At 70.2% G+C, this 12,483-nt stretch carries 14 protein-coding genes; 7 read left to right on the forward strand and 7 right to left on the reverse strand.

Translation table 11 applies throughout. The annotated features are described in order from the left end of the window. Positions 1-4 precede the first annotated feature (4 nt). Positions 5-580, reverse strand: a complete 576-nt coding sequence (locus AC1ROY_RS18115; RefSeq protein WP_493150258.1) for a hypothetical protein — start codon at positions 578-580, stop codon at positions 5-7. A 118-nt stretch (positions 581-698) separates the two neighbouring features. Next, entirely contained in the window at positions 699-1,670 is a 972-nt protein-coding gene (locus AC1ROY_RS18120; protein ID WP_493150259.1) for a Bug family tripartite tricarboxylate transporter substrate binding protein, read from the reverse strand. Between the two features lie 176 nt (positions 1,671-1,846). On the opposite strand from AC1ROY_RS18120, the gene AC1ROY_RS18125 reads away from it, so the two are divergent. The 4 genes from AC1ROY_RS18125 to AC1ROY_RS18140 all read left to right on the forward strand — a co-directional run bounded on the left by AC1ROY_RS18125 (position 1,847) and on the right by AC1ROY_RS18140 (position 5,188). Beyond that, positions 1,847-3,022: a M20 metallopeptidase family protein gene (locus AC1ROY_RS18125; RefSeq protein WP_493150260.1), complete on the forward strand. Its 1,176-nt coding sequence runs from the start codon at positions 1,847-1,849 to the stop codon at positions 3,020-3,022. Beyond that, a complete protein-coding gene (locus tag AC1ROY_RS18130; RefSeq protein ID WP_493150261.1) occupies positions 3,019-3,786 on the forward strand; it encodes a creatininase family protein in 768 nt (255 codons plus the stop codon). The genes AC1ROY_RS18125 and AC1ROY_RS18130 overlap by 4 nt, the downstream gene beginning before the upstream one ends. Further along, on the forward strand, positions 3,786-4,733 hold the full coding sequence (locus AC1ROY_RS18135; protein WP_493150262.1) for a ketopantoate reductase family protein: 948 nt from the start codon (positions 3,786-3,788) through the stop codon (positions 4,731-4,733). The genes AC1ROY_RS18130 and AC1ROY_RS18135 overlap by 1 nt, the downstream gene beginning before the upstream one ends. Before the next feature lie 200 nt (positions 4,734-4,933). Further along, complete coding sequence (locus tag AC1ROY_RS18140) at positions 4,934-5,188, forward strand: GNAT family N-acetyltransferase (protein ID WP_493150263.1); 255 nt, start codon at positions 4,934-4,936, stop codon at positions 5,186-5,188. Here AC1ROY_RS18140 and AC1ROY_RS18145 read toward each other — a convergent pair. Beyond that, positions 5,161-6,120 carry a hypothetical protein gene (locus AC1ROY_RS18145; RefSeq protein WP_493150264.1) on the reverse strand — a complete coding sequence of 320 codons (960 nt, stop codon included), beginning with the start codon at positions 6,118-6,120 and terminating at the stop codon, positions 5,161-5,163. The genes AC1ROY_RS18140 and AC1ROY_RS18145 overlap by 28 nt on opposite strands. 45 nt (positions 6,121-6,165) lie before the next feature. On the opposite strand from AC1ROY_RS18145, the gene AC1ROY_RS18150 reads away from it, so the two are divergent. Then, positions 6,166-6,690: a cytochrome b gene (locus tag AC1ROY_RS18150; RefSeq protein WP_493150265.1), complete on the forward strand. Its 525-nt coding sequence runs from the start codon at positions 6,166-6,168 to the stop codon at positions 6,688-6,690. A gap of 61 nt (positions 6,691-6,751) precedes the next feature. Here the strand turns inward: AC1ROY_RS18150 and aat are convergent, their stop codons facing one another. Continuing rightward, positions 6,752-7,417 (reverse strand): leucyl/phenylalanyl-tRNA--protein transferase, encoded by a 666-nt coding sequence (aat, locus tag AC1ROY_RS18155; protein WP_493150266.1) that lies wholly within the window; start codon positions 7,415-7,417, stop codon positions 6,752-6,754. 247 nt (positions 7,418-7,664) lie between these two features. Here aat and AC1ROY_RS18160 point away from each other — a divergent pair, with 247 nt between their 5' ends. Next, on the forward strand, positions 7,665-9,314 hold the full coding sequence (locus AC1ROY_RS18160; RefSeq protein WP_493150267.1) for an FkbM family methyltransferase: 1,650 nt from the start codon (positions 7,665-7,667) through the stop codon (positions 9,312-9,314). Between the two features lie 2 nt (positions 9,315-9,316). Here the strand turns inward: AC1ROY_RS18160 and accC are convergent, their stop codons facing one another. The 3 genes from accC to aroQ form a co-directional block, all read right to left on the reverse strand. After that, the gene (accC, locus tag AC1ROY_RS18165) at positions 9,317-10,663 is read right to left on the reverse strand and encodes an acetyl-CoA carboxylase biotin carboxylase subunit (protein WP_493150268.1); all 1,347 of its coding nucleotides are present in this window, start codon (positions 10,661-10,663) and stop codon (positions 9,317-9,319) included. Positions 10,664-10,804: 141 nt separating this feature from the next. Then, positions 10,805-11,290, reverse strand: coding sequence for an acetyl-CoA carboxylase biotin carboxyl carrier protein (gene accB, locus AC1ROY_RS18170; protein WP_493150269.1), 486 nt, complete (start codon positions 11,288-11,290; stop codon positions 10,805-10,807). After that, positions 11,287-11,742 (reverse strand): type II 3-dehydroquinate dehydratase, encoded by a 456-nt coding sequence (gene aroQ / locus AC1ROY_RS18175; RefSeq protein ID WP_493150270.1) that lies wholly within the window; start codon positions 11,740-11,742, stop codon positions 11,287-11,289. The genes accB and aroQ overlap by 4 nt, the downstream gene beginning before the upstream one ends. Positions 11,743-12,104: 362 nt before the next feature. Between aroQ and AC1ROY_RS18180 the strand changes: the two genes are divergently transcribed. Further along, a complete protein-coding gene (locus AC1ROY_RS18180) occupies positions 12,105-12,437 on the forward strand; it encodes a hypothetical protein (RefSeq protein ID WP_493150271.1) in 333 nt (110 codons plus the stop codon). Positions 12,438-12,483 lie beyond the last annotated feature (46 nt).

Below are 12,483 nucleotides of genomic sequence, written 5' to 3' on the forward strand. Positions count from 1 at the left end.
GCTCTCAAGTCTGCGGCCACAGATTCACGCGGATATCGAGCTCGTAGATGAACACCCACCAGCACATGATCAGCAGGAAGACGAGCAGGCCAGCGACGCCCTTCCTGGTGTGCGTGTGCTCGGCGATGCAGCTGACGAGGATGAGGCCGGTCAGCGCGAGGAAGAAGCCGCCTGATTCCAGGGTCAGGCCGAAGAGGCATATCGAGGCGCATATGACGGCCAGCAGCTTCCATCCGGCGGAGAAGGCCATGACGATGAAGGCCACCATGATGCCGAAGCCGACCGCGTTGTAGGTCTGGCCGAAGAAGCCCCAGATGGAGGGGGAGATCTTCCACGCGATCACGCCGAGGACGACGCCGCCCACCAGGGTGCCGATGTCCATCCCGGTCCATCTCTCGAGCGGGTCGGGGCCGCTGGCCAGCGCGACGAGGCAGACGATCAGCCCGAGCCCGGCCTGGATCCAGAACACCAGCATCGGCATGTAGCCTGGGCCCATGCGCCGCGCCGTGCCGAGGCTGTGGTCCATGTTGAGGTACAGGCCGGCCAGGGCGATGACGATCAGGAAGATCCCCGACGCCATGTCCTTTCCATTTAGGTTCAACTTCATAAATCTCTCACTCCCCGCCTCGGGCCGGCAACTTCCGGCATTTCGACTAAACTGCCAAGCGGCAACCGCAAATCCGTTCAAATCTTACGAATCAGTCAGGTCTTGCGCCAGTTTCGCGAACAAGGGGCCCCCAAAGGGCGACCTCCGAGGCCACGAACGCAGCGTATTCCTCGGGCGTGAAATGCCCGGCGGAACCGCCGATCTCCGCGAAGCGCGCTCGCGTCGAATCACTGTCCAGGATCGCGCCGACCTCGCGGGCGAGGCGGTCCACGATCGGCCGCGGCAGGTTCGCCGGGCCGGAGAGGCCGAACCAGCTGCTGGCCACGACGTCGTAGCCCTGCTCGCGGAAGGTCGGCACATCGGGAAAGGAGGGATGGCGCACGGCGCTGCTCATGGCGACCGCCTTCACGCTGCCCTGCCGGATATGCGCGGCGGCCGAGGGCAGGCTGTCGCTCATCAGCGGCACCTGGCCGCCGATCACGGCCGTCATCGCCGGGCCCGCGCCGCGGAAGGGGATGTGGTTGATCTCGCGCCCCAGGATCCGGCCCATGCGCACGATCAGCAGGTGGTTGGAGGAACCCGACCCGCTGCTCGCCATGTCGAGCCCGCGCTCGCGATGGAGGCGGGCGAGGTCGGCGAGATCAGCGATGCCGGCGCGCGGATTCGCCACGAAGACCGAGGGATTCTGCGTCAGCAGCGCGATGTGGCTGAAGTCCCGCACCGCATCGTAGCGGACATTGCCGTAGAGCGCCGGCGATATGGCGTGGCTGGCGATGTTGGAGAGCACGAGCGTGTGCCCGTCTGGCGCGGCCTGCGCCACGACGAGGCTGCCGACGGTGGCGCCTGCGCCGGGCCGGTTCTCCACGATGATCGGCTGTCCCAGCTTCTCCTGCAGCGGAGTGGCGACCAGGCGCGCGATCAGGTCGGTGGTGCCGCCGGGCGCGAAGGGCACGACGAGGCGGATGGGCTGGGACGGCCAGGCGGAGGGTGACTGCGCGCGCGCAAAGGCCGGCAGCCCGAGGCTGCCTCCCAGGATCGCGCGGCGACGCCACGTCTCGAACATCCGAACTCCCAAACACGGCCGAACTTTGTCTGTTCGGCAGACATTCTTGGCCTTCGGCTATCGCATGCCGTTCAGCCTGCTGCAAGCTTTGTGGCGCTCCTAAGGCGCGTGGCTGGACAGCTCGGAAACTGCCGCCGAGGATAGTTGCATCGCAGCATCACCCGTCCGGGAATCCTATGATCGTCAACGACCCCGAAGCGCGCATCCGCGAGCACGCCGCCACGCTGGAACCGCGCCTCATCGAGATCCGCCGTGACCTGCACGCCCATCCCGAGCTCGGCTTCGAGGAGGTGCGCACCGCGGGCATCGTGGCGGCCGAGCTGGAGCGCATGGGCATCGCGCCCCGCACCGGGGTGGGCGGGACGGGCGTGCTCGGCGTGATCGAGGGCGGGCGGCCGGGGCCGACGCTGGCGATCCGCGCCGACATGGACGCGCTGCCGATCCAGGAGGAGACCGGCCTCCCCTTCGCGAGCGAGGTCGCGGGAAAGATGCACGCCTGCGGGCATGACATCCATACGACCACGCTGCTCGGCGCGGCCGAGGTGCTGAAGGGGCTGGCGCCGAATCTCGCGGGCCGGATCCTGCTGGTCTTCCAGCCCGCCGAGGAGGTGCTGGGCGGCGCGAAGGCGATGATCGCGGACGGTGCGGCCGAGGGTATCGACATGGCCATCGGCTTCCACAACCACCCGGAGATGGAAGTCGGCACCTTCGGCTATGTGCGGGGCTACTCGCTCTCGGCGGCGGACAAGTTCGACATCGTGCTGCGCGGCAAGTCGGGCCACGCCGCGCATCCGGACGCCGCGGTCGATCCGATCGTCGGCGCGGCACATATCGTGACGCAACTGCAGACCGTGGTGAGCCGCGAGCAGAACCCGATCCACTCCTGCGTCGTCACTGTCGGCATGTTCCAGGCCGGCACCACGCACAACATCATCCCCGAGCGCGTGATGCTGAAGGGCACGGTGCGCACGCTGCACCCGAAGGCGCGCGAGACGGCCGAGCGGGCGATCCGCCGCCTCGTCGAGAACACCGCCGCGGCGATGCGGATGGAGGCGAGCATCGAGTACACGCGTCTCTGCGGCGCGCTGTACAACGACGACCGCATTTTGGAGCCGGCCGTCGCCTCGGTCGCCGCGCATTTCGGCGCGGAGCTGGAGAACAGCGATCCCTCCATGGGCGCCGAGGATTTCTCGGAGTTCGCCTCGCGCGCCCCGGCCTTCCATCTGCGCGTGGGCTCCGGCGCGCCGGGGCGCGAGGACCGGCTGCACAATGCCTTCTACCAGCCCGACGAGCGCTGCATCGCGCTGGGCGTGCAGGCGCTGTCGCGCATCGCGGTGGACATGCTCCAGTGAGGATCGCCGAGCTTTCGGCGCCTGAGGTCGCGCGGCGCATCGCCGCGGGCCAGGCGGTGCTTGTGCCCATGGGCAGCACCGAGACGCATGGCCCGGCGCTGCCGATGGGCGACTACCTGCTGGCCGAGGCGATCGCGCTGCGCATCGCGGAAGCGGCCGGCGACGCGCTGGTCCTGCCGACGCTCGCCTTCGGCGGCGCGGATTTCTTCCGCGGCGTGCCGGGTGGTGTGGCGCTGAGCCCTTCGACGCTCACCGCCGTCGTCACCGATGTCCTCGTGGCGCTGCATGAGGGCGGGGCCAAGCGCATCCTGATCCTGAACGGCCATGGCGGAAACATCCCGTCGATCGAGGAGGCGCAGCGGAAGCTGCGCCACAGCCATGGCGTCGTGGCGCCGGTGCTGCATCTCTGGAAGTCCGCCGGCGGCTGGCAGAAGGAGCTGGGCGGCGCGCCCACCGCGCTCGGCCATGGCGGCGACCCCATCGCCTCCGTCGCGCTGCATCTGCGGCCCGACCTCTGCGCGCCCGCGGCGATGAAGCCGCGCGCCGCGCTGCCGCCCTTCCTCGGCCTGCCGGTCAGCGGCTTCGGCACCATCCGCGCCGCCGGCGTGGATTTCGGCGTGCCGATCGAGCTGGAGGAGGTGGCGGCCGGCGGCGTTGCAGCGGCCAATCCGTCGGGCGCCAGTGCGGAACATGGCGCCCGGATCGTCGCGCGCTTCGTGGAAGCCGCGGTGGCGATGCTCGCCGCGATGAAGGGATCAGCCTGATGAAGGTCACGGTATTCGGCACGGGCGCCATCGGCAGCCATGTCGCGGGGCGCATGGCCAAGGGCGGCAAGGCCGAGGTCAGCGTGATCGCGCGCGGACCGCAGCTCGAGGGCATCCGCGCCAACGGCATCACCGTCGAGGCGCCGGACGGCACCTTCAACGTGAAGGTCCGTGCCGAGCAGGACCCGGCGAAGTTGGGCCCGCAGGACGCGGTGGTGATCACGGTGAAGGCGCCCGCGCTGACCGGCGTGGCCGACGCCATCGCGCCGCTGCTCGGGCCGGAGACGCCGGTGGTCTTCGTCATCAACGGCATCCCCTGGTGGTGGGGCGAGGGCCTGGACGTGCTCGACCCAACTGGCTCGGTGCGGGGAAAAATCGGGCTGGAGCGCACCATCGGCGGCGTGGTCTGGTCAGCCTGCACGGTGACGAGCCCCGGCACGGTTAAGGTGGCGAGCGCCACGAGCAAGGTGGTCTTCGGCGAGCTGGACGGCAGCCTCTCGCCGCGCGCCACGGCCATCGCCGAGGTGCTGGACGCGGGCGGCATGGGCGGCGCCGTCTCGCCCGACATCCGCACGGAGATCTGGACCAAGCTGCTCAACAACCTCGTGAACGGGCCGATCTGCCTGCTCTCGCGCCGGCACATGAAGGGCACCTTCGACGAGCCCATCCTCATGGAGGCCGCGCTGACGGTGATGCGCGAGGCGCTGGAGGTGGCGAAGGCGCTGGGCCATCCCATCCAGGGCGATGCGGAGAAGCAGATCCTCCGCTCCGTCGTCATCGCGCACAAGCCGTCCATCCTGCAGGACCTGGAGCAGGGGCGCGGGCTGGAGTTCGACGCGCTCTTCACCGTGCCGCTGCAGCTCGCGAAGCAGGCGGGCGTGCGCGCGCCGACGCTGGAGCTGCTGGTGGCGCTGGCGCGGAAGGGCGCCTACGCCGCCGAGGCATGAGGCCATGCGCATCGTCCGGAACGCTGTCGCGTCCGACCTCGATGCGCTGCAGGCGCTCTACCTCCACTTGAATCCGCGGCGGCCGGAGCTGTCGCCGGAGACCGCGTCGCGGATCTTCGGCGAAATCCTGGTGCGGGCGGACTGCCACCTCTTTGTCGCCGAGGCGGAGGGAGAACTGGTGGCCAGCTGCATGCTCGGGAATGATGCCGAACCTGATGCGGGGCGGCCGGCCCTATGCGCTGCTGGAGAACGTTGTCGCGCATACGGGTCACCGGCGGCAGGGGCATGCCCGTGCGGTGATGGAGGCCGCGCTGGCCAAGGCCTGGGAGGCGGGCGCCTACCAGGTCTACCTGCTGACCTCGCGCCCCGATCCCGGTGTCCGGCTTTTCTACCAAAGCTGCGGCTTCGCCCTGGGGCGCAAAGCCGGCTACGTGGCATCCTGCCCGGTTGGCTGACCGAGCCAGGCGGGCAGGTCCGTCTGCCCCAGCACCCAGCCCTCCCAGCGCCGCACGCCGTCGTCCTCCGGGATGAAGTCGGCGCGGTGGCCGTCCAGCACGGCGATAACAGCGAGTAGGCCGAGCGTGCAGTCCAGCCGGTCCTCGCCGGCCGCATCGGCGCCGAAGCCGTCGGCAAGGGCGGCCGACAACGCGTGCGAGGGCGTCACGCGCAGCCGCGCCATCACCTCGCGCAGCGGCTCGGCCAGGGCGAGGCGCGCGGCGCGGTCGCGCTTGCTGCCGCCCAGTCGGAGCCCGAGCTGCCGCAGCGCCTCGGCCGGATAGACCTCCGCCACCGTCAGCCGCCCGGCGCGGAGCAGCCCATGCAGCTTCCCGGCGAAGGGCCAGAGGTCGAGCGGTGCGCCTTCCGCCAGGGCCGGCGCCAGCCATTCGCGCCAGGCCGAGAGTCCTGCCTTGCCCGACTGGTTCGCGCCCAGCGTCCAGAAAGGCGGCGCGCCGGCGGGGCGCGTGGCGGTGGCGCTGTCGCACCAGCGGTGCAGCGCGTGGGCGCCGGGCAGGCCGAGCGCGGCGGCATGGCTCGCCCGCGTCATGCCCTTGAGGCCGCGCATGGGGTAGAAGGGCGCCGCCAGCCCCACCGTTTCCAAGGTGGGGTTCACCGTGAAGAAGCTGATATCGCCGGCGCGGCGGCGCAGGAAATCGACGAAGCCGGCTTCGGGCCGCTGCGCCGCATAGAGCCGCGGCACGCCGAGCGGCAGGTCCAGCCCCAGCACGGCGGGCACGCCCTCGCGCCGCAGCGATTCCGCCAGCGCCCCGAGGTCCGGCGCCGGGCGCGGCGCCTCCATGCGCCAGTTGGCCCCATCGGCCTCGGCGACACAGGCCCAGCGCTTTCCGGGCGCGATCGACCAATCCGCGTGCGCGGCGCGGATTCTCATGACAGGATCGGAACCATCCCCCGGAAGGGAGGCATGGAGGCGCGCATGGAAGGCTATTCCTCGACGGCGAAGTGGTTCCATTGGATCACGGCGGGGCTGATGTTCGTGGCCCTGCCGACAGGCTTCGTGATCCAGCACCTGACGGATGAGAGCAAGGGCGCCTTCTACGCCATCCACCAGAATGCCGGCTTCACCATCCTCATCGTCGCCGCCTTGCGGCTCTTCTGGCGGGTGAGAAACCCGGTGCCCTTGGACCCCGCGCTGCCGCCGCCGATGCGGATCGCGGCCACCGGCGTGCACCACCTGCTCTATCTGGCGCTGATCCTGCAGCCGCTGCTCGGCTTCTTCACGACCAATGCCTACGGCTTCCCGCAGGCCGGCGACACGGCCTATCTCGGGCTGATCGACTTTCCGAAGTTCATGGAGGCCAATGAGGGCGTCGCGAACACGCTGCTCATGCTGCATGCTTGGCTCGGCTGGACCCTCGTCGTCCTGATCTGCCTCCACGTCGCCGCGGTGATCTTTCACCAGGCGATCCGCAAGGACGGCACGCTGCTGCGCATGGTTTAGCGCCCTCAGGCGCCGGGCCGTTGGCGCAAGCAGCCCCCGCCCGGCAGGACGGTGCCGGCAGCTACTCTCCCGGATCGCGCAGCCGCGCGATCTCTTCGGCCAGGACCTCCTCCGGCAGGTCCGCAGGGAAGTGCGCGGGCAGCTCCACCGCGACGGAGAGCAGCCGCTTGTAGATGGCCCGCGGCACCTCCTCCGTGCCGAACTGGGCCAGGTGCGTCGTCTGGAACTGCGCGTCGAGCAGGGTGAAGCCCCCCAGCCGCAGCCGTGCGACCAGATGAACCAGCGCGATCTTCGAGGCGTCGTCGGCCCGGCTGAACATGCTCTCGCCGAAGAAGGCGCCGCCCATGGCGACGCCGTAGAGCCCGCCCACCAGCTCCTCGCCCCGCCAGGCCTCGATGGAATGCGCGTGGCCCTGCTCGTGCAGCGCGAGGAAGAGCGAGCGGATCTCGGCGTTGATCCAGCTCTCGGGCGAGCTCGGCCGCGGGGCGGCGCATTCGTCGATGACGCGCTCGAACTCCCGGTTCGCCGTGATGCGGTAGGGCGCCTGCCGGATGCGCCGCGCCAGCCGACGGGACAGATGAAAGCCGTCGAGCGGGATGACGCCCCGCTGCTCCGGGTCCAGCCAGTAGAGGGTGCGTGCCTCCCGGCTCTCGGCCATGGGGAAGAGGCCGATGCGGTAGGCCCGGAGCATCAGCTCGGGCGTGATCTCCATCTGCCGGCGCGACATGCGGGCGCTCAGCCCGGCTGGGCGGGGCGAGGGAGGCGCGGAAGCGGGATCTTGGCCTTCGAGGGTTCCACGCCCCCATCCTAGACACCGTCGGGTCGTTTCGGAACGCCCGTCTGCGTTTCGGATGACGAAGACCAGGGTTGCGCCGGCCGGTCTGGCGCTCCGGGCAGCCCTTAACCACTCCTTCACGTTTGGTCCCTAGGCTGCGGAACGAAGCGAAGAAAAGGTCGCCTGGATGACGCAAGGATTGGGTCGTCCCCCGCGCATCGCGTTCCTGCTGCTTGGGGGGCTGGATCATTTCACGCCGGATCTGATCGCCGCCCTGGCTGCCAGCGGGGCCGTCGAGGTGCGCGGCTTCCGGCTGCGCCAGGGCGAGGATGCGCTGGCCGAGGCCATGGCCTGGACGGATGACCCGGCCCGCGACGCGGTCTGGTTCGAATTCTGCTGGCCGCCCTTCCAGAAGTTCCTGGCCGTCACCGACTTCGGTGGCCGGCGCGTCATCATGCGGGTGCACCGGGTCGAGGCCTACGGCTCCAGCCACGCCGCCAACACGCCCTGGCACAAGGTGGACGACGTCATCGTCGTGGGCCAGGACATGGAGCGCCGCCTGCTGGCCGCCGCGCCGGCGCTGCCCAGGACCACCCGCCTGCACGTCATCCCCAACGGTGTCGACCTGCGGCGCTACCGCCCGGCGGCGGCGCCGGACCCCTTCCGCATCGGCTGGTGCGGCTACCTGACGATGCACAAGAATCCCAACCTGGCGCTGGAGATCCTGTATCGCCTGCGGGCCGAGGATTCCCGCTACACCCTGCACGTCGCCACCAGGCGGGCCGATGTCGTCCTCCTGGACAGCTTCGGCCATCTGGCCGAGCGCATGGGGCTCAGCCGTTTCATCGACATCCAGTGGGAGGTCCCGCAGGAGGCGATGCCGGACTGGCACGCGCGAAACGGCGTGCTGCTCTCGACCAGCATCTACGAAAGCTTCGGCTACGCCATTGCCGAGGCGGCTGCCGTTGGCTGCGACGTGGCGATGCTGGACCACACGGCAGCCGCCGACCACTGGCCCTCGGCGATGCGCTTCGGCACGGTGGACGAGGCGGTGTGGATCATCCGCAACGCAAGCCCGCACCGCTGGCGCGGCCACGTGGCGCGGCACTTCTCCCTGGAGCGGCAGGTGCAGGCGGTGGTGGACCTGCTGCGCAGCCCACGGTTGCAGTCCATGATCCCGATCGCGCATGGCGGCTGGCGCGGCCGCTTCGTGCTGCGCGACGCGGAGGAGCACATCCAGCGCGGCATCGCCGGGTCCGGCCGCTTCTACGAGCACGAGATGCTGGAGGATCTCCGCCGCCGCCTGCCGCCGGACGGGGTCTTCTTCGACGTCGGCGCCAATATCGGCAACCACACGCTCTTCGCCGCGGGGGTGTGCGGCGCGCGGGTGCTGGCCTTCGAGCCTTCCGGCGAGCTGGCCGATCACTGCGCGGCCAATATCCGGGCGAACGCCGTGGCGGAGCGGGTGGAGCTGCGCCGTGAGGGCGTGGGGGAGCGCAGCGGCTGGGCGCGGATCCTGCCCGGGCCGCGCCACAATGCCGGCATGACGCGGCTGGAGATCGCCGACGGGCCGCAGGATGACGCGGTCGCCGTCACCAGCCTGGACGAGGCGGCATCCTCGTTCGGCGCCGCGCCCGACGTGGTGAAGGTGGATGTCGAGGGCATGGAGCATGCCGTGCTGATGGGGGCACGGGAGACCCTCGGCCGCCATCGGCCGGTGCTGTACGTCGAGGTGGCGGAGGACGAGGCCTATCCCCGCGTCGCGGAACTGCTCAGGCCGTTCGGCTATCGGGTCGCGGGACGGTTCAACGCCACGCCGACCTACCTGTTCCTGCCGGCGGCGGCCTGAGGCTACTCCTGCCCCCGCGCGACGAACTTCTCCAGCCAGTGGATGGTGTAGTCGCCGGCCTGGAATTCCCTGTCGGCCATGATCCGGCGGTGCAGCGGGAGCGTGGTCTCGATGCCGTCCACCACCATCTCCTCCAGCGCCCGGCGCATGCGCGCGATGGCCTGCACGCGGCTGGGCGCATGGACGATGAGCTTGGCCACCAGGCTGTCGTAATGCGGCGGCACCGAATAGCCGGAGTAGAGCGCGCTATCCACGCGCACGCCGAGGCCGCCCGGGGCATGGTAGGTGTTCACCTTGCCGGGCGAGGGGGCGAAGGTCACGGGATCCTCCGCCGTGACCCGGCACTCGATGGCATGGCCGGAGAAGGCCACATCCTCCTGGCCGTAGCCCAGCGTCTCGCCCGAGGCGATGCGGATCTGCTCGCGCACCAGATCCACCCCGCAGACCATCTCGGTCACGGGATGCTCGACCTGGAGGCGGGTGTTCATCTCGATGAAGGCGAACTGCCCATCCTGGTACAGGAACTCCAGCGTGCCGGCGTTGCGGTAGCCGAGCTGGCGCAGGCCGGAGGTGACCTGGGCGCCCAGCGCGTCGCGCTCCGCCCCGGTCAGCGCGGGCGAGCCCGCCTCCTCGACCAGCTTCTGGTGGCGGCGCTGCAGCGAGCAGTCGCGCTCGCCGAAATGCACCACGTTGCCATGGTTGTCGGCCAGGACCTGGAGCTCGATGTGCCTGGGCTTGTCGAGGTACTTCTCCATGTAGACGGCGTCGTTGCCGAAGGCCGCCTTGGCCTCCGTGCGCGCGACGCGCCAGGCCTCCTCCAGCTCGTCGGCGGAATGAGCCACCTTCATGCCGCGCCCGCCGCCGCCGGCGGCCGCCTTGATGAGCACCGGGTATTTGATCTGCTCGGCGACCTCGCGGGCCTCGTCCAGCGTCTCCAGCGCGCCCTTCGAGCCCGGGACCAGCGGCACGCCGAGCTCGCGCATCGCGTCCTTGGCCGAGATCTTGTCGCCCATCATGCGGATATGGGCCGCGGTCGGGCCGATGAAGATGAGGCCGTGCGCCTCCACCATCTCCGCGAAGCCGGCATTCTCGGACAGGAAGCCGTAGCCCGGATGGATCGCCTCGGCGCCGGTGATGGTGGCGGCCGAGAGGATGGCGGCGACGTTGAGGTAGCTGTCGCGCGCCGAGGGCGGGCCGATGCAGACGCTCTCGTCGGCGAGGCGGACATGCATGGCCGAGGCGTCGGCGGTGCTGTGCACGGCGACGGTGCGAATGCCCATCTCCTGGCAGGCGCGATGGACGCGAAGCGCGATCTCGCCCCGGTTCGCGATCAGGATCTTCTTGATCATTTTTGTGCCCTCGAACGCCGGGCGCGGCCTTCGGCCGCTTGGCTTCGCCACGCCATCGGAGCGCCGAGCCGGAAAGTGGAGTGGGCGGCGCCGGCCGCTTTGCGGCCGGAATCCTCGCGCGCGGGACCCATGTGGTTGGACCTACTCAACCAGCACCAGCGGCTCGCCGTATTCCACCGGCGTGCCCGATTCGATCAGGATGCGGGTCACCGTGCCGGCGCGCGGGGCCTTGATCTGGTTGAAGGTCTTCATCGCCTCGATGAGCAGCAGCGTCTGGCCCTGCGTCACCTTGGCGCCGAGCTGCACGAATTGCGGCGTCCCGGGCTCCGGCGAGAGGTAGGCCACACCCACCATCGGCGAGGTCACGAGGCCCGGATTCTTGAGGTCCAGCACCGCCGGGTCGACGGCGGAGGCCGGCGCCGCGGCCGGGGGGGCTGCGGCGGGCGCGGCCGCCGCGGGGGCTGCCGCCTGCATCACCGGCGCCGCGACCGTCACGGCCGGCAGGATGCGGGCCACCCGGATGCGCGCGTCCTTCTCGGAGAGCTCGATCTCGGTCAGGTCCGTCTCGCGCAGGATCTCGGCGAGCTTGCGGATCGCCTCCGGGTCGAACTGGATGCCGCTCGTCATGCGTCTTCGTCCTCGTCTCCACCGATCAGCCCCGCCATGGCCTGCAGCGCGAGCGCGTAGCCCGCGACGCCCAGGCCGGCGATGACGCCGGTGGCGGCCTTGGAGACCAGGCTGTTGTGCCGGAACTCCTCGCGCCGATGGATATTGGTGATGTGGACCTCGATCACCGGCAGCCCGACCGCCAGCAGCGCGTCGAGGATGGCGACCGAGGTGGTGGTGTAGCCCGCCGGGTTGATCACGATGCCGGCGGCGCGGCCGCGGCACTCCTGGATCCAGGAGACCAGCTCACCCTCGATGTTGGATTGCCGGAAGTCGATGGCCAGCCCCAGCTCCTCCGCCGCCTCGGCGCAGAGGTTCTCCACATCGTCGAGTGTCGCAGTGCCGTATTTCTCCGGCTCGCGCGTGCCCAGCATGTTGAGGTTGGGGCCGTTGAACACGGCGATGAGGTTCATGTGGATGTCCGGAGGGGCCTCTCGAAGGGGCCGGGGCTAGCACGCGATAACAGGCACCGGCAAGCGCCGGCCGACGCGATCCCCGCGGCGCGGCCGGGGAGGCGGGGCAGCGCCGCCTCTTTCCGGGGCCGGCGAATCCGGCAGCGATGACGTGCCGTCAGTCCCATGCCTCGGCAGATTGTCTCTTTTCGGCCCTATAAGCCCGCCGCGCGGTTGTCCGGCCCGTTCTTCCGTCTTTTGTGTTGGGACGCTCGGTCGTGGGTCCTGCGCCGCCGGCCATGACGGGCGCGAGACGGACGTGAATTCGCCGTCTCCGCGAGAGTCCCGGCCGCGCCTGTGTCGACCAAGAAAAGGAACGCAACATGATCACGTTCACGCGCATGGCGCGCATCGCCGGCTTTGCGGCCGTTCTCGCCTCGCCCTCCGCCTTCGCCGCGCCGAGCCCGGCATTTCAGCAGGCCATCCTGGCCGAGCTGTCGCCCCAGACCCGCGCGGAGGTCCAGCGCCGCGCGACCGACGGGAACTCCGTCTACGAGGTCCTGGCGGTCATCCTCCTCAACAACCTCCAGCTGGCCGGGACGCCGCTCGCCGAGGTCGTGGCCGTCGACTTCGGCCGCGAGCGGGCCGTCGTGAAGGTCGGGGACAACTACCGCGTCATCAACTTCGATTCGAGCACGCTGGCCGTCCGCAACTGACCCGAAGGCCCGCGCCCGGAGCCGTTGCGGCGGCGGGCGCGGGCCG

It is taken from the genome of Roseococcus sp. GW821-FHT12F05, from assembly GCF_058806835.1.

Coding starts and splice junctions, on each gene's coding strand:
- aat (WP_493150266.1), bottom strand. CDS start 7,417: ATGTCGCGCCGGCAGATGGAGATCACGCCCGAGCTGATGCTCCGGGCC.
- AC1ROY_RS18115 (WP_493150258.1), bottom strand. CDS start 580: ATGGCGTCGGGGATCTTCCTGATCGTCATCGCCCTGGCCGGCCTGTAC.
- aroQ (WP_493150270.1), bottom strand. CDS start 11,742: ATGAACCTCATCGCCGTGTTCAACGGCCCCAACCTCAACATGCTGGGC.
- accB (WP_493150269.1), bottom strand. CDS start 11,290: ATGACGAGCGGCATCCAGTTCGACCCGGAGGCGATCCGCAAGCTCGCC.
- AC1ROY_RS18125 (WP_493150260.1), top strand. CDS start 1,847: ATGATCGTCAACGACCCCGAAGCGCGCATCCGCGAGCACGCCGCCACG.
- AC1ROY_RS18140 (WP_493150263.1), top strand. CDS start 4,934: ATGATGCCGAACCTGATGCGGGGCGGCCGGCCCTATGCGCTGCTGGAG.
- AC1ROY_RS18150 (WP_493150265.1), top strand. CDS start 6,166: ATGGAAGGCTATTCCTCGACGGCGAAGTGGTTCCATTGGATCACGGCG.
- AC1ROY_RS18180 (WP_493150271.1), top strand. CDS start 12,105: ATGATCACGTTCACGCGCATGGCGCGCATCGCCGGCTTTGCGGCCGTT.
- AC1ROY_RS18145 (WP_493150264.1), bottom strand. CDS start 6,120: ATGAGAATCCGCGCCGCGCACGCGGATTGGTCGATCGCGCCCGGAAAG.
- AC1ROY_RS18120 (WP_493150259.1), bottom strand. CDS start 1,670: ATGTTCGAGACGTGGCGTCGCCGCGCGATCCTGGGAGGCAGCCTCGGG.
- AC1ROY_RS18135 (WP_493150262.1), top strand. CDS start 3,786: ATGAAGGTCACGGTATTCGGCACGGGCGCCATCGGCAGCCATGTCGCG.
- accC (WP_493150268.1), bottom strand. CDS start 10,663: ATGATCAAGAAGATCCTGATCGCGAACCGGGGCGAGATCGCGCTTCGC.